The 18,384-nt window shown below is 66.9% G+C and carries 21 protein-coding genes and 1 pseudogene; 10 read left to right on the top strand and 12 right to left on the bottom strand.

Features of this window, described 5'->3' with window-relative positions; all coding sequences use genetic code 11:
* Both AC3IFE_RS19545 and hpnH read left to right on the top strand, forming a co-directional pair.
* Nucleotides 1-132, top strand: a pseudogene (locus tag AC3IFE_RS19545) (4-hydroxy-3-methylbut-2-enyl diphosphate reductase); the annotation flags it as partial.
* A gap of 12 nt (nucleotides 133-144) precedes the next feature.
* Nucleotides 145-1,305, top strand: a complete 1,161-nt coding sequence (gene hpnH, locus AC3IFE_RS19540) for an adenosyl-hopene transferase HpnH (protein ID WP_012339213.1) — start codon at nucleotides 145-147, stop codon at nucleotides 1,303-1,305.
* A gap of 163 nt (nucleotides 1,306-1,468) precedes the next feature.
* On the opposite strand, the gene AC3IFE_RS19535 is transcribed toward hpnH, so the two are convergent.
* From AC3IFE_RS19535 to AC3IFE_RS19525, 3 genes are all read right to left on the bottom strand, one after another.
* Entirely contained in the window at nucleotides 1,469-1,729 is a 261-nt protein-coding gene (locus AC3IFE_RS19535) for a hypothetical protein (protein WP_089470830.1), read from the bottom strand.
* Nucleotides 1,730-1,898: 169 nt separating this feature from the next.
* Nucleotides 1,899-2,378, bottom strand: a complete 480-nt coding sequence (locus tag AC3IFE_RS19530) for a hypothetical protein (protein WP_489191635.1) — start codon at nucleotides 2,376-2,378, stop codon at nucleotides 1,899-1,901.
* Between the two features lie 223 nt (nucleotides 2,379-2,601).
* The gene (locus AC3IFE_RS19525; protein WP_089470833.1) at nucleotides 2,602-2,979 is read right to left on the bottom strand and encodes a hypothetical protein; all 378 of its coding nucleotides are present in this window, start codon (nucleotides 2,977-2,979) and stop codon (nucleotides 2,602-2,604) included.
* A 489-nt stretch (nucleotides 2,980-3,468) separates the two neighbouring features.
* On the opposite strand from AC3IFE_RS19525, the gene AC3IFE_RS19520 reads away from it, so the two are divergent.
* The 3 genes from AC3IFE_RS19520 (at nucleotide 3,469) to AC3IFE_RS19510 (ending at nucleotide 5,790) form a co-directional block, all read left to right on the top strand.
* Complete coding sequence (locus AC3IFE_RS19520; RefSeq protein WP_301737386.1) at nucleotides 3,469-3,822, top strand: DOPA 4,5-dioxygenase family protein; 354 nt, start codon at nucleotides 3,469-3,471, stop codon at nucleotides 3,820-3,822.
* Between the two features lie 118 nt (nucleotides 3,823-3,940).
* The gene (locus tag AC3IFE_RS19515) at nucleotides 3,941-4,387 is read left to right on the top strand and encodes a nuclear transport factor 2 family protein (RefSeq protein WP_489191634.1); all 447 of its coding nucleotides are present in this window, start codon (nucleotides 3,941-3,943) and stop codon (nucleotides 4,385-4,387) included.
* Complete coding sequence (locus AC3IFE_RS19510) at nucleotides 4,384-5,790, top strand: MFS transporter (RefSeq protein ID WP_489191633.1); 1,407 nt, start codon at nucleotides 4,384-4,386, stop codon at nucleotides 5,788-5,790. The genes AC3IFE_RS19515 and AC3IFE_RS19510 overlap by 4 nt, the downstream gene beginning before the upstream one ends.
* Nucleotides 5,791-5,848: 58 nt before the next feature.
* On the opposite strand, the gene trhA is transcribed toward AC3IFE_RS19510, so the two are convergent.
* From trhA to AC3IFE_RS19490, 4 genes are all read right to left on the bottom strand, one after another.
* The gene (gene trhA, locus AC3IFE_RS19505; RefSeq protein ID WP_089470837.1) at nucleotides 5,849-6,469 is read right to left on the bottom strand and encodes a PAQR family membrane homeostasis protein TrhA; all 621 of its coding nucleotides are present in this window, start codon (nucleotides 6,467-6,469) and stop codon (nucleotides 5,849-5,851) included.
* A gap of 224 nt (nucleotides 6,470-6,693) precedes the next feature.
* Complete coding sequence (locus AC3IFE_RS19500) at nucleotides 6,694-6,900, bottom strand: YbdD/YjiX family protein (RefSeq protein WP_060174036.1); 207 nt, start codon at nucleotides 6,898-6,900, stop codon at nucleotides 6,694-6,696.
* Nucleotides 6,901-6,912: 12 nt separating this feature from the next.
* Complete coding sequence (locus AC3IFE_RS19495; RefSeq protein ID WP_089470838.1) at nucleotides 6,913-8,991, bottom strand: carbon starvation CstA family protein; 2,079 nt, start codon at nucleotides 8,989-8,991, stop codon at nucleotides 6,913-6,915.
* A gap of 171 nt (nucleotides 8,992-9,162) precedes the next feature.
* Nucleotides 9,163-9,387: a hypothetical protein gene (locus AC3IFE_RS19490; RefSeq protein ID WP_489191640.1), complete on the bottom strand. Its 225-nt coding sequence runs from the start codon at nucleotides 9,385-9,387 to the stop codon at nucleotides 9,163-9,165.
* On the opposite strand from AC3IFE_RS19490, the gene dapF reads away from it, so the two are divergent.
* A complete protein-coding gene (dapF, locus tag AC3IFE_RS19485) occupies nucleotides 9,280-10,068 on the top strand; it encodes a diaminopimelate epimerase (protein WP_489191639.1) in 789 nt (262 codons plus the stop codon). The genes AC3IFE_RS19490 and dapF overlap by 108 nt on opposite strands.
* 97 nt (nucleotides 10,069-10,165) lie before the next feature.
* Here the strand turns inward: dapF and AC3IFE_RS19480 are convergent, their stop codons facing one another.
* Nucleotides 10,166-10,594, bottom strand: coding sequence for a PRC-barrel domain-containing protein (locus tag AC3IFE_RS19480; protein ID WP_489191632.1), 429 nt, complete (start codon nucleotides 10,592-10,594; stop codon nucleotides 10,166-10,168).
* A gap of 374 nt (nucleotides 10,595-10,968) precedes the next feature.
* Nucleotides 10,969-12,099: a 3-deoxy-7-phosphoheptulonate synthase gene (locus AC3IFE_RS19475; protein WP_489191631.1), complete on the bottom strand. Its 1,131-nt coding sequence runs from the start codon at nucleotides 12,097-12,099 to the stop codon at nucleotides 10,969-10,971.
* 283 nt (nucleotides 12,100-12,382) lie between these two features.
* On the opposite strand from AC3IFE_RS19475, the gene AC3IFE_RS19470 reads away from it, so the two are divergent.
* Nucleotides 12,383-12,937 (top strand): hypothetical protein, encoded by a 555-nt coding sequence (locus AC3IFE_RS19470; RefSeq protein ID WP_489191630.1) that lies wholly within the window; start codon nucleotides 12,383-12,385, stop codon nucleotides 12,935-12,937.
* A 114-nt stretch (nucleotides 12,938-13,051) separates the two neighbouring features.
* Here the strand turns inward: AC3IFE_RS19470 and AC3IFE_RS19465 are convergent, their stop codons facing one another.
* Complete coding sequence (locus AC3IFE_RS19465) at nucleotides 13,052-13,762, bottom strand: YceH family protein (RefSeq protein ID WP_489191629.1); 711 nt, start codon at nucleotides 13,760-13,762, stop codon at nucleotides 13,052-13,054.
* Between the two features lie 407 nt (nucleotides 13,763-14,169).
* On the opposite strand from AC3IFE_RS19465, the gene AC3IFE_RS19460 reads away from it, so the two are divergent.
* Nucleotides 14,170-14,931 (top strand): SDR family oxidoreductase, encoded by a 762-nt coding sequence (locus AC3IFE_RS19460; protein ID WP_489191627.1) that lies wholly within the window; start codon nucleotides 14,170-14,172, stop codon nucleotides 14,929-14,931.
* Between the two features lie 44 nt (nucleotides 14,932-14,975).
* Nucleotides 14,976-15,713, top strand: a complete 738-nt coding sequence (gene hutC / locus AC3IFE_RS19455) for a histidine utilization transcriptional repressor HutC (RefSeq protein WP_301737393.1) — start codon at nucleotides 14,976-14,978, stop codon at nucleotides 15,711-15,713.
* 84 nt (nucleotides 15,714-15,797) lie between these two features.
* Here the strand turns inward: hutC and AC3IFE_RS19450 are convergent, their stop codons facing one another.
* Both AC3IFE_RS19450 and AC3IFE_RS19445 read right to left on the bottom strand, forming a co-directional pair.
* Entirely contained in the window at nucleotides 15,798-16,646 is an 849-nt protein-coding gene (locus tag AC3IFE_RS19450; protein WP_489191625.1) for a phytanoyl-CoA dioxygenase family protein, read from the bottom strand.
* Nucleotides 16,647-16,677: 31 nt separating this feature from the next.
* The gene (locus AC3IFE_RS19445) at nucleotides 16,678-17,481 is read right to left on the bottom strand and encodes an ABC transporter substrate-binding protein (RefSeq protein ID WP_489191624.1); all 804 of its coding nucleotides are present in this window, start codon (nucleotides 17,479-17,481) and stop codon (nucleotides 16,678-16,680) included.
* A gap of 688 nt (nucleotides 17,482-18,169) precedes the next feature.
* Here AC3IFE_RS19445 and AC3IFE_RS19440 point away from each other — a divergent pair.
* Nucleotides 18,170-18,384 (top strand): helix-turn-helix domain-containing protein (locus AC3IFE_RS19440; RefSeq protein WP_489191623.1); only part of this gene is annotated, 215 nt, incomplete at its 3' end.

Here is an 18,384-nt window from a genome sequence, read left to right as displayed (position 1 = left end):
ATGGTCGAGGATGTAATCGGCGCGCTGCGCGCGCTGGGGCCCGTCGATGTCGCGACGATGGCGGGCCGTGAAGAAAAAGTCGAATTCAAGTTGCCGGCGAAGCTCACGCAAGCTGTCGCCCGCGAAGTTTAAGGAGGACATCCCTTGTCTATTCCGCTGCTCCAGCAAGTCCGTGTCGGCGCCTACATCGTGCGCCAGCACCTGTCCGGCAACAAACGCTATCCGCTCGCGCTGATGCTCGAGCCGCTGTTCCGCTGCAACCTCGCGTGCAACGGCTGCGGCAAGATCGATTATCCGGATCCGATCCTGAACCAGCGCCTGTCCGTCGAGGAATGCCTGCAGGCCGTCGACGAATGCGGCGCCCCCGTCGTGTCGATCGCCGGCGGCGAGCCGCTGCTCCACAAGGAGATGCCGGAAATCGTCAAGGGCATCATGAAGCGCAAGAAGTTCGTGTACCTGTGCACGAACGCGCTTCTGATGGAAAAGAAGATGGACGACTACCAGCCGAGCCCGTATTTCGTCTGGTCGGTCCACCTCGACGGCGACAAGGAAGCGCACGATCACTCGGTGTCGCAGGAAGGCGTGTACGACAAGGCCGTCGCGGCGATCAAGGAAGCGAAGCGCCGCGGCTTCCGCGTGAACATCAACTGCACGCTGTTCAACGACGCGGTGCCGGAACGCGTCGCGAAGTTCTTCGACACGCTGGGCCCGATCGGCGTCGACGGCATCACCGTGTCGCCGGGCTACGCATACGAGCGAGCGCCGGATCAGCAGCACTTCCTGAACCGCGACAAGACGAAGAACCTGTTCCGCGAAATCCTGAAGCGCGGCGAAGGCGGCAAGCGCTGGTCGTTCAGCCAGTCGTCGCTGTTCCTCGACTTCCTGGCCGGCAACCAGACGTACAAGTGCACGCCGTGGGGCAACCCGGCGCGTACGGTGTTCGGCTGGCAGAAGCCGTGCTATCTGGTCGGCGAAGGTTACGTGAAGACCTTCAAGGAACTGATGGAAACGACGGAGTGGGACAACTACGGCGTCGGCAACTACGAGAAGTGCGCGGACTGCATGGTCCACTGCGGCTTCGAGGCCACGGCCGTGATGGACACGATCTCGAACCCGCTGAAGGCGCTGCGCGTGAGCCGCAAGGGCATCAAGACCGACGGCCCGTTCGCACCGGACATCTCGATCGCGAAGCAGCGTCCGGCCGAGTACGTGTTCTCGCGTCACGTCGAGATCAAGCTCGAGGAAATCCAGCGCGCCGGCAAGGGCAAGCTGCAGAAGCCGGCGAAGTCGGCAACGGCCGCTTAAGCAGCGCGGTTCGCCGCGCGGAGGTTCGCGCCTTCGTAGCGGCCCGGTATCGAAGAAGCGCCACGGAGTTCGCTCCGCGGCGCTTTTTGTTTTTGACGGACGCCGTGTGATGCATTGCGTTTGCGCGCTTGCATGCCCGCGGGCGGGGGCGAACGTCCGTTGCCTAGCTTCGCGACTCCGCCGCGGCGATCAGTTGCCACGCGGTCGGCCCCGGATCGAGCAGCGGATCGGACGGCGGATCGAGATCGTGCGGATGTGCGTCCTCGGACGGCAACGCCTGCCATTTCGCAATGCCGATTTCGTCGCCGCATACGGTGCATCGATAAATGCCCGCTACCGTCACCTTGCTGCCCGGCGGCAAGTTCTCGCTGAATGCGCGGCCACTCCCACACGTGAAGTAGCCGCCGCTCCTGTATAGCGCCATCGCTCCTCCTGACCGAAACGAATGCGTTCGCGCCGATACGCACGATCGCCGCAAACGCGAGGATGGATTCTCGTCGCCCGGGCACGCCGGGTTCCAGTCATGTCATTAGACGGCGCGCGGCCGCGCGATGGAATGAGACGCATACGAAACACGGCCCACGGCCGGTCATTCAATGCAGAACGGCCGGCGCCCGCATCTTCGCCGCGGCCTGCGCGACGATCCCCGGCTGTTCGGCGGAAGCGAACGTGCAGACGTGACGCCACAGCTCGGCCAGCCGATGCCGCGTGAGCGTCGCCACGCACGCGTCGTTCGCGGCGAGCACGCGTTCGAGCACCGCGCATTCGCCGTCGTGCAGCGTCCACGCACCGCTTTGCGCGGCGCGCGCGACACTCGCGTCCAGCACGCGCTCGGCGTCGACGCACAGGTCGATGGTCGCGTCGGGAGAGACCGCATCGTCGAGCGCGAGGAACACCAGATACACGCTCGTGCGCAGCCGCATCAGCAGCGTTTCGCTACCGTGCTCGCCGCGCAGCGCGACCAGCGCCATGTGGCATTTCAGCGAGATGTCGCGGGCATGCGCGGGCGGCAGCGGCAGCAGCCATTCGCGCGTCAACGGCGGATGGCGACGGCCTTTCCGGGCAGCCTTCATGATTCGCCCTCGCTCGCGGGCGCGTCGTCCGCCGCCGCCCCCGGCCACGCGCTGCGGCACGCAGCGACGCAGCGGCCCGCGTCGCGCAGGGTGTTCGGCCGGCGTCGCATGCCGTGCACGTCGGCGCGCCGCGATGCCGCGCACGCTTCCGGCAGCCTGCGTATCGTCGATGCACGCCACACGCCGAGCGATCGGTTCGGGCACGCCATGTTCGTCTCCTGCATCAAAACGTGTTCTCGCCCTTCAGGTAGTACGCGGTTTTCACGAAGAACGCCTTCACCGGATGGCCGCTCTGCACGTCGCGGGCGGCCCGTGCTTCCATCGCGGCCTTTTCGTCGCGCCACCGGTCGGGCACCGGGTCGTACACGCGCTCGAGCGCACGCTGCATCGCGAGCGGATAGTTCTGGTTGCCGGCCGTCGTCGCGCGATAGCCGGCACGCGTCATCTGCATCAGCTGGACATCGGTTTCGGCACGCGCCGCCGACCAGGTCAACGGCGCGGCATGCGCGGTGTCGCCGGCGCCGATCGACTGCGCGAAGCCGACGGCCGGTAGCGCAGCGAGTGCGCAGGAAAGAACGGCAACGGGAACGAGGGATCGCATAATGGCCTCCAGATGGTTGTCCCCGCATCGATCCATCATCGATGCGTTGAAATCATCGTATGTCGGACCGCATGCCGCTTGAATAGCCGAATCCGCAATTGTTATTTTCAGTCGCGCATTCGGCGTGCGACTTGCGTCATTCGCGCATCCCTTCGAAATGGAATTTCTTTATTTCATTCAACGATCTGATCGGACTTTTACCGACGCTCCGGTGGAGCACTCACCCCGCTCTTTCAATTTAGGAAATGACGTGTTGCCGGTGCGATTACGGCCGGCGCGCCTGCGCACAAGGCTTCCGGCGTGTTATCGCGCACGCGGATACCATCGAGGCGATTTCGTCGGATCAGCCGATTCTTCTGATGCAGGACAAATCACTCGCATCGTCCTGCCGGATTGAGACACGACGCAATCTGCAAGGACGCGCGATAATCATGCATCGGCCGTTTCGCACGGCATCTCAAGCATTTTCATTTTTAATCGAGCCTCTCCATGGTCGCCCTCGACATTACCGCCATCGACAGCTGGCACGCGCACGTCTATTTCGATGCGGCGAGCCGCGACGCGGCCTGGGCGTTTCGCCAGGTCGTCGACGCGCGGTTCGGCGCGGTCATCGAACTCGGCCGCTTTCACGAACGCCTCGTCGGCCCGCATCCGGCGTGGTCGTACCAGATCGCGTTCGATGCCGCGCGATTCGACGACATCGTGCCGTGGCTCGTGCTGAACCACGGCGCGCTCGATATCTTCCTGCATCCGAATACGCACGACGAACTGCGCGACCACCGCGATTGCGCGGTGTGGATCGGCAAGTCGTATGCACTGAATCTCGACGCGCTGGGCGGCTGAGGGCCGACACCCGAGCGCCCGCGGCGCGGCGACGCATCCACGTTTCGGGTCGACGTGAAACGTCTCGCGGCGGGGCGCCCCTACAGTGGTTTCCGTGATCGACTTCCGGAAACCCGCCATGACACCCGCAGATACCGACGCCAACGCCGACGCCCGGCGTATCCATGAGGCGTGGCACGCCGCCGTCGTCGCCCGCGACTTCGACGCGCTGATGTCGCTGTATGCCGACGACGCGGTGTTCGAAACGCCGCTCGTCGTCGCCACGCTGCCCGAACACGGTTCGGGCGTGCTGCACGGCAAGGCCGCGATCGGCGCGTTCTTCGCGGCCGGCCTGCGCAATCCGGACAACAAGCTCGGGCGCTGGTACCGGACCGGGCTGTTCTTCTCGAACGGCCGCCAGCTCGTCTGGGAATACCCGCGCGCCACGCCGGACGGCGATCAGGTCGATCTCGTCGAGGTGATGGACCTGCGCGACGGGTTGATCGCGCATCATCGCGTGTACTGGGGATGGGTCGGGTTCAATGCGTTGCGGGCCGCCGCCTCGCCGACGCCCGAACGCGCATGACGGCCGCCGCACCGGATCGGGCCGCCGCGCGCCGCGTGCTCGCCGCGACCTGCGTGAGCTATACGCTCGTGTTGCTCGATGCGTCGATCGTCAACGTCGCGCTCACCGACATCGCGCACACGTTCGGCAGCCGCGTGGCCGGCCTGCAGTGGATAGTGAACGCTTACACGCTCGCATTCGCGAGCCTGCTGCTGACGGGCGGCACGCTCGGCGACCGGCTCGGCGACCGCACCGTCTATGTGGCGGGGCTGGCCATCTTCGTCGTCGCGTCGGCCCTGTGCGGCGTCGCGCCAACGCTGCCGGCGCTCGCGGTCGCCCGCGCATTGCAGGGCGTCGGCAGCGCGATGCTGGTGCCCTGCTCGCTCGCGCTGATCAATCGCGCGTTCCCCGAGCCGGCCGCGCGCGCGTCGGCGATCAGCATATGGATGGGGTGCGGCGGCATCGCGATGGCGTCGGGTCCGCTGATCGGCGGCTTGCTGATCGATCTGTTCGGCTGGCGCAGCCTCTTCTTCGTGAACCTGCCGTTCGGGCTCGCCGGCATCTGGCTCGGCCGCACGGTCGCGCGCGCCGCCGTCAATAGGTCGCGGCAATTCGACTGGGGCGGCCAGGCGGCGGCCATCGTCGCGATCGCGGCGCTGATCGGCACGCTGATCGAAGGGCCGACGCTCGGCTGGCGCTCGGGACCGATCGTCGGCGGCGCAGTGGCGAGCGTCGTCGCGTGGATCGCGTTCATCGCGATCGAGGTGCGGCGCCGCGAACCGATGCTGCCGCTCGCGTTCTTCCGCAACCGGTTGTTCGCGGGTTCGACGTGCGTGTCGATGGCATCGGCGTTCGTGTTCTACGGCTTGCTGTTCGTGCTCAGCCTGTTCTATCGGCAGATTCGCGGCGCGGGCCCGCTCGATACGGGGCTCGCGTTCCTGCCGATGACCGCGATGGTCGCGCTCGGCGGCCTCGCGTCGGGACGGATCGTTGCACGCTTCGGCGCGCGCGGGCCGATGTGCATGGCGTTCGGGCTCTATGCGGCGGGCGCGCTCGGGATGACGACCATCGGCGCGACGACGCCCGCATGGCTCGCCGTCGCGCCGATGCTCGCGATCGGCTTCGCATCGGGCTTCATCTCGCCGGCCGCGACCTCGCCGGCGCTCGGGACGGTCGACCGGCACCGCGCCGGCGTGGCGGCAGCCGTGCTGAACGCGGCACGGCAAAGCGGATCGGCGCTCGGCGTGGCGATCTTCGGTGCGTGCATCGCGACGCTGCAGCCGTTTCCGGTGGCGATGCGCATAGTGCTGGCGTTGGCAGCCGGGTTGTCGGCGCTCGCGGCGGCGACGTGGTGGCTCACGGTGCAGGCGACGTCGACAGCCGCCGAAACGACCGCGCATCCGCACGCCGCCGCGCGCCGGTAGCGCCTCCCCGGCCGGCACGCCGCTCCCGTATGGTTACCGGCTCAACGCGCCATGCCGCTCACGCGACGTACATCGCGACACTGACGAACTGACACAGGCTGCCGGCCAGCACGAACAGGTGCCAGATACCGTGCCCGTGACGGATGCGTTCGTCGTTGATGAAGAAGTAGATCCCCGCGCTGTAGATCACGCCGCCGGCCACGAGCCACGCGGTGCCGACCGGCGGCAGCGCATGGATCAGCGGCCGCACGGCGACGAGCGCGAGCCAGCCCATCAGCACGTACAGGATCATCGACAACAGGCGCGTGCGGCGCCCGAGCGTCAGCTCCTGCACGATGCCGAACACGGCGAGCCCCCAGCTCACGCCGAACAGCGACCAGCCCCAGGGGCCGCGCAGCGTGACCAGCGTGAACGGCGTATAGCTGCCGGCGATCAGCAGGTAGATCGCCGCATGGTCGCATTTCTGCAGGATCGCCTTCAGGCGCGGGTCGCGCACGCTGTGATACGCCGTCGAGATCGCGTAGAGCAGGATCAGCATCGCACCGTACACGCTGAAGCTCACCACCTTGTACGGGTCGCCTTCGAGTGCGCCCATCGTCACGAGCGCGACGAGGCCGGCCACCGACAGCACCGCGCCGACGAGATGGGAAATGCTGTTGAAACGCTCACCGACATGCACGACGTGTTCTCCTGCGGTCCATCGGGAAAGAAACAGGGAAAGAAAGCCCTCATGATACCGGCGGCCGGATGCCGCCGTGCTGCGCGGGCAAACGGCTTGCAAGCGCCGTGCGATGCGCGCCGCGGCCCGCCCAAAGAAAAAAGCGCCGCGACAGCCATCGCGGCGCTTCCGTTTCGATACCGGGCCGACTCGTCAGGCCGTTGCAACCGTTGCAACGGCCCGGTTCAGCAACACTTCCCCGCTCCCGACCCATACCGCGCATTCTGACGCTCGCGGAAGAATTCCTCGTACGTCATCGGCTCGCGGTCCGGATGGGTTTCGCGTATGTGCGCAACGTAGGTATCGTAGTCGGGCAGGCCGACCATCAGCCGCAACGCCTGCCCAAGGTAACGTCCCGCGCTGCGCAGGTCGCTGCCGAGATCGCTGAACATCGCGGCCTCCCGTCAACGTCCGCTGCCGAGCGCCTGCGAAGCCGGCATCGCTTCGTACGGCGTCTCGCGCACGGTGGGCTTCGATTCGCGGCGCGCGCGCAGCACGGCGATCACGCCGTACACCGCGATCGCGACGACGACGAAGATGAACAACCCGGCCAGCGCCGCATCGATGTAGTCGTTGAAGATGATCCGTTTCATCTGCGCGATCGACTTCGCCGGCGCGAGCACCTTGCCTTCGTCCACCGCGGCCTGCAGCTTCGCGGCGTGCGCGAGGAAGCTGACCTTCGGGTTCGCGTCGAAAATCTTCTGCCAGCCGGCCGTCAGCGTGCAGATCAGCAGCCACGCGGTCGGCACGATCGTCACCCATGCGTAGCGCTCGCGCTTCATCTTGAACAGCACGACGGTGCCGAGCACCAGCGCGATCGCGGCGAGCATCTGGTTCGAGATGCCGAACAGCGGCCACAGCGTGTTGATGCCGCCGAGCGGATCGACCACACCCTGGTACAGGAAGTAGCCCCACGCGGCCACGCACAGCGCGGTGGCGACGAGGTTCGCGGGCAGCGACTCGGTGCGCTTGAGCGCCGGGTGGAACGTGCCGAGCAGATCCTGCAGCATGAAGCGGCCGGCACGCGTGCCCGCGTCGACGGCCGTCAGGATGAACAGCGCTTCGAACAGGATCGCGAAGTGATACCAGAACGCCATCATCGCTTCGCCGCCGATCACCTGGTGCAGGATGTGCGCCATGCCGACGGCCAGCGTCGGCGCGCCGCCCGCCCGCGCGATGATCGTCGTCTCGCCGACAGCCTTCGCGGTTTGCGTGAGCATGTCGGGCGTCAGCACGAAGCCCCATTGCGTGACGGTGTTCGCGACCGCTTCCGGCGTCGAGCCGAGCACCGCGGCCGGCGCGTTCATCGCGAAGTAGATGCCCGGTTCGATCACGCACGCGGCGACCAGCGCCATGATCGCGACGAACGATTCCATCAGCATCGCGCCGTAACCGATGAAGCGCGCGTTGGTTTCGTTGTCGATCAGCTTCGGCGTCGTGCCCGACGAGATCAGCGCGTGGAAGCCCGACACCGCGCCGCACGCGATCGTGATGAACAGGAACGGGAACAGGTTGCCCGCCCACACCGGGCCCGTGCCGTCGACGAACTTCGTCAGCGCGGGCATCTTCAGTTCCGGTGCGACGACCAGGATGCCGATCGCGAGGCCGAGGATCGTGCCGATCTTCAGGAACGTCGACAGGTAGTCGCGCGGCGCGAGCAGGAGCCACACCGGCAGCACCGATGCGACGAAGCCGTAGCCGATCAGGATCCACGTGAGCTGCGTGCCGCTGAAGGTGAACCACGCGGCGACGGCCGGCGAGGCAGCCACGTTCTGGCCGAACGCGATCGCCGCCATCAGCCCGAAGAAGCCGATGATCGACACTTCGCCGATGCGGCCCGGGCGGATGTAGCGCGTATAGACGCCCATGAACAGCGCGATCGGAATCGTCGCGGCGACGGTGAACGTGCCCCACGGCGAATTGGTCAGCGCCTTCACGACGATCAGCGCGAGCACCGCGAGGATGATCACCATGATCAGGAACGCGCCGAACAGCGCGATCACGCCGGGCACCGTGCCGAGCTCCATCTTGACGAGGTCGCCGAGCGAACGGCCGTCGCGACGCGTCGAGATGAACAGCACGATGAAATCCTGCACCGCGCCGGCGAACACGACGCCGGCCAGGATCCATAGCATGCCGGGCGTATAGCCCATCTGCGCGGCGAGCACGGGGCCGACGAGCGGCCCGGCGCCGGCGATCGCGGCGAAGTGATGGCCGAACAGCACGTACTTGTTGGTCGGCACGTAGTCGAGGCCGTCGTTGTACTTGACCGCCGGTGTCATCCGCAGCCCGTCGAGCTGCATGACCTTGCTGGCGATGAAACGGCTGTAGAAGCGATACGCGATCAGATACACGCAGACGGCGGCGATCACGATCCAGAGGGCACTGACGCGTTCGCCGTGCGCGAGTGCGATCGTGCCGAAGGCGAACGCGCCGAGCAGCGCGACCGCGATCCATAGCAGGGTACTGGAAGCCCGATTCATGGCGTCTCCTGGTCTCCAATGTGTTTTGAGTGGATGCGGCGAGGCGCCGAACCCGCGTGACGTCGATGCGTCGTGCCGCGGCCTCGCAGAGACCGCGGCGATGGGCCGTAGTATTCCGCGCGACGGGGGACGCTTACAAGCGGATAACTACGTATGACGGGCTACGTAGAATTACGTAGCCGCTGGCGCCTGCCCGCCGTCAGGCCGCGATTGCCCGCGATCGGCGGGCCACGTACAGTATTTGCCTGCCTCCATTCCGGAACCGCCATGCCGATCGCATTTCAGAAGATGCACGCGAATGGCGATGACTTCGTCATCGTCGATCTGCGCGGTCAGGGACACGATCCAGCGCAGCGCATCGATCGCGACCTCGTGCGGCGCATGGGCGACCGTCATCGCGGCATCGGCTTCAACCAGCTCGCGATCGTGTCGGACTGTGACGACGCAGCCGCGCGCGTCGCGTTCCGGAACCCCGACGGCTCGGCGCTCGATACCTGCGGCAGCGCGACGCGCGGCATCGCGTGGAAACTGATGCGGGAAACCGGCGCGGCGTCGGTCGTGCTGCGCACGAATCGCGGGCGCCTCCACTGTGCGCAGGATGCGGACGGGCTGATCCAGGTCGAAATGGGCGTGCCGCGGCTCGGCTGGCAGGACGTGCCGGTCTCGGAAGCCGTCGACACGCTCGCGCTGCCGCTGCCCGGCGCGCCGGCCGCATGCAGCATGGGCAATCCGCACTGCACGTTCTTCGTCGACGCTCTCCGCGCGATCGACGTGGCGGCGCTTGGCCCGGCCATCGAAACGCATCCGCTGTTTCCGCTGAAAACCAACGTGCATTTCGTTCAGGTCATCGATCGCACGCACATTCGGCTGCGCATCTGGGAACGCGGCGGCGGCGTGCCGCTCGGCTCCGGCTCGTGTTCGTGCGGCGCGGTGGTCAACGGCATCCGGCGCGGGCTGCTCGACGACACCGTGCGGGTGACATGCGATGGCGGCGACGTCACCGTTCGATGGGACGGTGCCGGCAGCGTGTTCCTGAGCGGGCCCGTGACGTTCGGGTTCAGCGGCGTGTGGCTGTGACGACCGACGACGCGGACGCGCTGATCGCAAACGAAAACGCAAACAAAAACGCGGCGCCCGCCGCATCGTGCAACGGGCGCCGCGCCGACACCGCGGATCAGTGCTTTTCGTCGACCTTCTTCGGCTTCGGCGGCGACGGCACCTTCGCGTACTGGAACGCCGGCGTGGCCTTCAGCGCTTCCTTGGTCGCGCCCGGCAGGTAGATGTTGCCGTTGCGCACGTCGAGCGACGCGATCGGCACCGCGACGTCATGCGCGGCCACGCCGAGGAAGCCGCCTGCCGACACGATCGCGGCCGACACCGAGCCGTCCGGTGCGACGATCAGGTCGCGCACCTTGCCGACTTTCTGGTTCTCGTCGTTGTACACGGTCTTGCCGAGCACGCTCTTCTTCACGCTCCAGCCTTCGAGCAGCGCCTGCGATTGCTCGACGGTCACGCTGATCGGCTGGGCGCCCGCGATCTGCGCGTGCGCGCTGACGCTCGAGGCGAGGACGGCTGCTGCGAGGAGGGTCTTGTAGAACTTCATGTGTCATGCACTCCGGTTCGGTTGTTGTGGATTCCGGGAGCGAAGCGGGCGCAACGGCTGATCGGTGGATGCCCCGCTTCGTCGGTCGCGTGATGGCCGGCCGCGCCGCCACGGCGTGTGTGCGTGGCCGGACTGCAGCGAGCAACACGTCCTTCATGGTAGCGGGATTCGCCGGGTCGTGCGTTCAGCGTGCAACGTGGCAGGCGGGGCGAGCCGGATCGGGATCAAGGATCGTGCAGACAGACGGGGGCGCACGGCGCGGAACAAGAGCGCCGCGGCCGGTCGATCAGGGCAATCTCGCGGGCGAGCGCCCGATCCTCGCGGCGCATCGAACACGTCGAACGACGCGCCGGGCGCCGCGCAGCCCCACGGCATCACGCATTCCGCGAATACACCCGACGATGCCGCACCGCTTCCGCCAGCACGTCGAGCACCGGCTCCGTCTGCGACCAGCTCAGGCACGCATCGGTAATCGACACGCCGTATTGCAGCGGCACGCCCGGTTTCAGGTCCTGCCTGCCTGCTTCGAGATGGCTCTCCACCATCACGCCGACGATCCGGTGCTCGCCCTGCCCCAACTGCCGCGCGAGATCCCGTGCGACCTCGATCTGCCGCTCGTGCGACTTGTTCGAGTTCGCATGCGAGCAGTCGACCATCACCTGCTCGCGCAAGCCAGCCTTGCGCAGCACCGCGCAGCTCGCTTCGACATGCTCGGCATCGTAGTTCGGCCCATTCTTGCCGCCGCGCAGGATCACGTGCGCGTCGTCGTTGCCGCGTGTCTCGAAGATCGCGGCCATCCCCATCTTCGTCATCCCCATGAACGCATGGCTCGCGGCCGCGGCGACGATCGCGTCCGACGCGACCTGCACGCCGCCGTCGGTGCCGTTCTTGAAGCCGATCGGGCAGCTCAGCCCCGACGCGAGCTGACGATGGCTCTGGCTCTCGGTCGTGCGCGCGCCGATCGCGCCCCACGCGATCAGGTCGGCGATGTACTGCGGGCTCAGCAGGTCGAGGAATTCGGTCGACGCCGGCAGGCCGAGCGCGTTGATGTCGAGCAGCAGTTGCCGCGCGGCACGCAGCCCTTCGTTGATGCGGAAGCTGCCGTCGAGACGCGGATCGTTGATGTACCCCTTCCAGCCGACCGTCGTGCGCGGCTTCTCGAAATACACGCGCATCGTGATCAGCAGGTCGTCCTTCAGCGCATCGGCGGCGGCCTTCAGGCGGCGTGCATAGTCGAGCGCCTGGTCGTGATCGTGGATCGAACACGGGCCGACGACGAGCAGCAGCCGGTCGTCGCGGCCGTGCAGGATGTCGCCGATCGCGCGGCGCGTATCCTCGACGAGCATCTGCGTCGCGGGCGGCACCGGCAGCTCGTCGAGCAGCAGCGCGGGCGAAATCAGCGGACGCACGGCGCCGATGCGGACGTCGTCGATGCGCGTGGTGTCCTGCGTCGCGTCGGCGCTGCCTACCTCGCGATCGTGGGACGGATTGTCGAGGTTCTGCATGGTGATTCTCCGGGGGACGTCTGTCTGGAATGATGGGCAGGCTCGATTATGGCACCCGCGCGGGACGATAGCGGGTGGCGGCGGGAGTCGATCGGCATCGACGCGACGCTCGCGAAGCGACGGCGATCGGGGGCCGCCGGCCATTCGGCCGAGTGGTCGCGTGTCGCCGCGGTGCCGTACGATCGTGGTTGTCCGCTGCCGACGCGGCCCCTCGCTCGATGCAGGCGACGGCATGCGCCGCTTGCCTGCGATCGATCGTTCACCCCTTGCCCGACACGCCACGATGACCGTATCCGACCTGCTCAGCGCCATCCGCCAACCCTACGTCGACCTGCTCGCGCAAGCGGCCGCGCAACCGGCGGCCGTCGTCGAACCGGCCTACCGGAAAGCCGACGGCACGCTCGCCACCGAAGGCCCGCTCGCGCTGCCGTGCCGTGCCGACACCGTGCACACCGAGGGCGAATCGGCCGGCCAGCCGGCGATGATCGATTCGACCACGCAACTGGATTTCGAGCCGTTCGAGTTCGAGCTCGAAACGGTAGCCGTATCGATCCATCCGTTCGTGTGGGACTGGGCGACGATCGAAGCCGGCGGGCTCGACGAAGCCGCGGCCACCGATGTGTTCAAGACCTGGTTCTTCGCGTGGTTCGACGCCGACGACGAAAGCATGCCGGCCGAAGATGGCCTGCACGGCATCGTTCACTATCTGTCGGAACCGGCGAACACGGAGCACGGATGGCGCGTCAACGCGGATCTCGGCTCGGCGCCGTGCGCGGCCGTCGAGGATCTGCTGTTCCGGCTCGTCGATGCGGGCGCCACGCGGATCAGTGTTGGTTGACAGGCATCTTCATCGTTCACGCACCGCCATGAAAACCATTCTGTTATCGCCCGTGATGCGCCCGTTGATCCGGAGCGCGTGCGTGCCGATCGCGCTGCATGCATCAAGAAGCGATCAGCCCGCGTCGCCCGGCGCGTCGACGTCGATGCCCAGTTCGCTCGCCATCCGCTGAACCAGCGCATTGAGTCGCGCCACTTCGTCCGCAAGACGCTTCTGCTCGGCCTTCAGCGCTTCGAATTCGGAAGGCGACACCGAATCCGCGCCACCGCCTGCCTCCGTGCTCGCGAAGTCGGCCATGTTCGCTTCGCCGCACATCAGGTGCATCCAGCGGTTCTCGCGCGCACCCGGTGCACGCGGCAGCCGGACGACGAGCGGCTGCGCACGCGCCGCGAGTTCGTCGAGGAACGCCTCGACCGACGAGATATCCGCGAAGCCGTGCAGGCGCGCGCTGTTCAGGCGCAGCTCGGCGGCCGTCTGCGGGCCGCGCAGCAACAGGATCGTCAGCAGCGCGATGGCCTGGCTCGGGATGCCGAGCACGCGATTCATGTTGTGCTCGAAACGCGGCACGCGGCTGCTGCTGCCCTCCATCACGAGGCTCAGGTGCTTCAGCCCGTCGAGCGCGGTCGTGACTTCGTCCTCGCTGACGTTCATCACCGGCGCGCGCGCGGTTTTCTGGTTGCAGCCGGCGGTCAGCGCATTCAGCGACAGCGGATAGGTGTCCGGCACCGTATGCTGCTTCTCGACGAGCACGCCGAGAATGCGGGCCTCGAGGGGCGTGAGTTCGCGAAGGGCGCGGGGCGTGTGCGTATCCGGCGTGGTGTTCATGAGTGGCGTCGAAACGTGCGGCAGGTGAAGGGAAACGATTGCGGCCCGCGCGGCTTCGCGCACGGGCGAGCCATATGATAGCTCGCGACGCGCGGCCCGGCGCCGCTCGCCGCGCCGGCGCGCACACTCGCCTGAGCAGGCTTTCGTCCGACGCAGCGGCGCGCCGAGCGCACGTGCTGCAACGCGACGATGCGCGAGCCGCAGCGCCGCAGATTCATCCGTCACGCACGTCCCGGCGTTTGCGCGATGCTCACGCGGGCGCTACGATAAGCGTTCATCCCGAAATCAACGGTGCCGCGCGCGATCGTCTTCGCAGGTCGATACCACGCATCGCACGCCCTGAACGCGCTGCCGCGTGCGTGCGCGCCGCTCGTCAAACCCGCTCATCCCCTCACCGGTTCACCACCATGACTGCATCTTCTCCCGCACACGTGCGCGCCATCGTCACCGGACACACCCGCGGCGTCGGCGCGGCGCTCGCCGAACAACTGCTGCAGGAAGGCATCGCCGTGCTCGGCGTGTCGCGCAGCCGTCATCCGTCGCTCGCGTCGCAGGCCGGCGAGCGCTTCGCCGAAATCGAACTCGACCTGTCGGACACCACGGCCGTCGCGGCCTGGCTGGCCGGCGACACACTGCGCCGCTTCGTCGACGGCGCGTCGCTCGTGCTGCTGTTCAACAATGCGGGCATCGTCGATCCGATCGGGCCGCTCGCCGTGCAGGATCCGGCGACCGTCGCCCGCGCGGTCGGCCTGAACGTCGCCGCGCCGCTGATGCTGTCGGCCGCGCTCGCGCAAGCCGCATCGGCCACGACCGAATGCCGGATCCTGCACGTGTCGAGCGGCGCGGCACGCAACGCGTATGCGGGCTGGAGCGTCTACTGCGCGACCAAGGCCGCGCTCGATCACCATGCGCGCGCAGTCGCGCTCGACGCGAACGGCGCGCTGCGGATCTGCAGCGTCGCGCCCGGCGTGGTCGACACCGGCATGCAGGCGACGATCCGCTCGACCAGCGAAGACAACTTCCCGATGCGCGAGAAGTTCGACGAGTTGAAGTCGAGCGGCGCGCTCGCGACGCCCGCGGCGGCGGCACGGCAACTGATCGGCCATGCGCTGAGCGACGCGTTCGGTAACGAGCCGACGGCCGACGTTCGCGAACTGCCCGCCGCCTGATCCGGGATAGAATTTCGCGGTTGCCCTTCCCGAAGGATCCCCCGATGGTCACGAAGACCACCGCACCGTTCCAGCAGATCAAGACGCTCGTTCGCCAGAATGTCGATGCGGGCGACTGGCGCCCGGGGGACCGCATTCCGTCCGAACTCGATCTCGCCGCGCAGTTCGGCGTCGCGCGCATGACGGTCAATCGCGCGCTGCGCGAGCTGACCGAGGAAGGCGTGCTCAAGCGCATCGCGGGCGTCGGCACCTTCGTCGCCGAGGTGAAGCCGCAGTCGAACCTGCTGATGATCGCGCACATCCGCGACGAGATCCGCGCGCGCGGTCACGAATACCGCTGCCGCGTGCTCAGCCAGTCGCGCGAGCCCGCGTCGTTCGACGTCGCGGCCGCGTTCGGCCTGCCGGTCAACACGCCGGTCTTTCACGTGGTGTGCGTGCACGAGGAAAACGGCCGCCCGATCCAGCTCGAGGATCGCTACGTGAACCCGGCCGCCGCGCCCGGCTTCATCGATCAGGATTTTCAGATCGAGCCGCCGTCCGAATACCTGTACAACAACGTGTCGCACTACGAACTGGAAATCGAGCACGTCGTCGACGCGTCGCTGCCGACCGGCGAACAGGCGCGGCTGCTCGACATGCGCGCCGACGAGCCGTGCCTCACGCTCACGCGCCGCACGTGGACGGACGGGCTGCCCGTCACGTTCGTGCACTTCCTGCATCCTGGCAATCGCTACCGGCTCGGCTCGCGTTTCAAGCCGGGCGCGGGGCGCCACCCGACCTGATCCTTCGTCGCACGCGCCAGGAACGCACGGCGGCCGTTTCGCCCCTGAAACTGCCGCCGGTTTCGTCACCTCGACGCACCGGAGTCAGATCCCATCGACCTGCCCCGCATCGCGCGACCACACGACCGGAAACAGCGGGTGATCGAGCGGTGCGCCGTCCGGCAGTTGATCCGCGAGCCCGGGGAAATCGGGTGACGTTTTCCAGCGGCGCGGCGCGTGACGGATGTCGTCGCCGACGAAGCGAATCGAAAACGCGCGCCGCCGGTTCTGCGTGCCGCCCGACGCATGCAGCGTGAGCATCCGGAAGCACACCATGTCGCCCGGTTCGAGCGCCCAGCGACGGATCGGGAAGGCCGCGCGGTCGGATTCGATGTCGGGCAGGTCGGCAAGGCTGCCTTCCGGAAACCACTTCGCCTCCTTGTCCATGAACGTGCGGGGCATCAGCCACGGCCCGCGATGCGAGCCCGCGACGAATTCCAGCGTCGATTCGAGCGGCACCGGATCGACCGGAATCCACATGCTCACGTTGTCGTCGCCTTCGATGTCGTAGTACGGCTGATCCTGATGCCACGGCGTGCGCTGCCGCGTGCCGGGCTCCTTCACGAGCAGGTGGTCGTGATGCAGCCGCACGTGGTCCGTGCCCATCAGCGCGGCGGCGACCGACGGCGCCGGCGAGCGCACGATGAAGTCGCGATACGCGTCGTTGTGCCGCCAGTTGCAGAAATCCTCGAAGAACCAGCCCGGATCGTCGGGCCGGCTCGCGACTTTCGCGCGTTCGCTCGGTTGCGCGAGGTTCGCGTCGATGCCGGCCCGCAGCGCGGCCACTTCGTCGGGCGAAAAGATGCCCTTGATGCAGACCGCGCCTTCCTCGCGGAACGCGGCGATCAGCTCGGGCGTCACGGCTTGCGCGACGCGATCCTGAATGCTCGTCATGGTGTGCCTGTCGATCGGATGAGTCACGGGGTCACGGCGCCGAAGTCAGTTGCTGCTTTGCGCCGTAGATGTCGAAGTCGAAGTATTTCGCGGCGATCTTCTGGTACGTGCCGTTCGCGCGGATCGCGACGATCGCGTCGTTCAGCCGCTTCTTCATGTCGGCGTCGCCCTTGCGTACGCCCATCGCGACGCCGTAGCCGGTGATCCGCGCGTCGGTCACGTCCGGCCCCGCGAACGCGTAACCCTTGCCGCGCGGCGTCTTCAGGAACGAGTAGCCAGCCTGCGTCTTGTCCTGGAACGTCGCATCGAGGCGGCCGTTGACGAGATCCTGGTACACCTGGTCCTGGTTCTGGTACGAGACGATCGTCACGCCCTTGGTCGCCCATTCGGCCTTCGCATACGCCTCCTGCGTCGTGCCCTGGTCGATCCCGACGCGCTTGCCGGCGAGCGATGCGGCGCTCGGCAGCAGCTTCGAGCCGACCGGCGCGACGAGTGCGCCCGGCGACGCGTACAGCTTGTTCGAGAAGTCGATCTGCTTGAGCCGTTCGTCGGTGGCGGTCATCGCGGACATGATCACGTCGAACTTGCGCGCGCGCAGCGCCGGGATCATGCCGTCGAAGCTTTGCTCGACCCACACGCACTTCGCATGCAGTTGCTCGCAGAGCGCATTGCGCAGGTCGATGTCGAACCCGGCGAGCGAGCCGTCGGGCTGCTTCGCCTCGAACGGCGGATACGTGGGGTCGATGCCCCAGCGGATCGTCGACGTGTCCTGTGCGAACGATACGAGCGGTGCGAACGCCAACGCGGTGACGAGGAGCTTTGCGATGCGGTTCATGGGGGGTCCTTGAAAATCTCGACGCGGCAGGCGATGCCGGCGTCCGGTGGAGGCGCCGCGACGAGAAGCCGGCACGGGGCGCGAAAGACGGACTTCGATGAAATTGCAACGCAGTCTAGACCGCATAATTTTTGAGTGCAAGCGGAGAAATGGGGAGCGCGGCGGATTGACGGAAGATCGAAACCAAGGAAGCGTAACGATGCTCGATTGACGGCTTTTTTACGGAATGCTCGAGTGTTTACCCTGCGCGATGCACGCGAGCGTCAGAACGTGTGCTCCGGATGTTAGCGAGAGGAAGTTGCCCACACCAGCAACCACGTCAATCTGTCGCCCGATATTCCATTGAACCCGTCAGTAACGCGCCCTATACCGCGATCGAATTTTTCAGCGCGATATCGCACCTCGCCTCCGTGATCGACGTTCACGTTCGCATCGATCGGCGTGCGTACCGTCTCGACATGATCGCGATCGGCCGCCGGAATCAACCCGGAGCCGCGACACCGGTTCGTGCCGTGCAGATCGGCGTCGTGCGCGAATGTCCTCCACGGGATGTTCGTCAAGCACCTCACAACCCCGCAAAACACCCGCCCAGCTCCGGCGAAACCGCGATTGCCCGCGATGCCCCACCATGTTAAAAGTCGTCGCACGCATTTGAAAATGAAATACCCGAATCCCTAGAAGTGCATAAATGAATAGACCCCTGTTCGACATCGACCTGCTGCGCGCGCGGGTGATGGTCGCCGACTGCGGCAGTTTCACGACGGCGTCCGCGCGCCTGCATTCGACGCAGTCGACGGTCAGCCAGAAGGTGCGTCGCCTCGAGGAAATCGCCGGCCACCGCCTGCTCGATCGCGGCACGCGCGACGTGCGGCCGACCGATGCGGGCGTGACGGTGCTCGGCTA

Source organism: Burkholderia sp. APQ4-4ca, from assembly GCF_057837105.1.
This window is presented reverse-complemented; position numbering and strand designations above follow the sequence as displayed.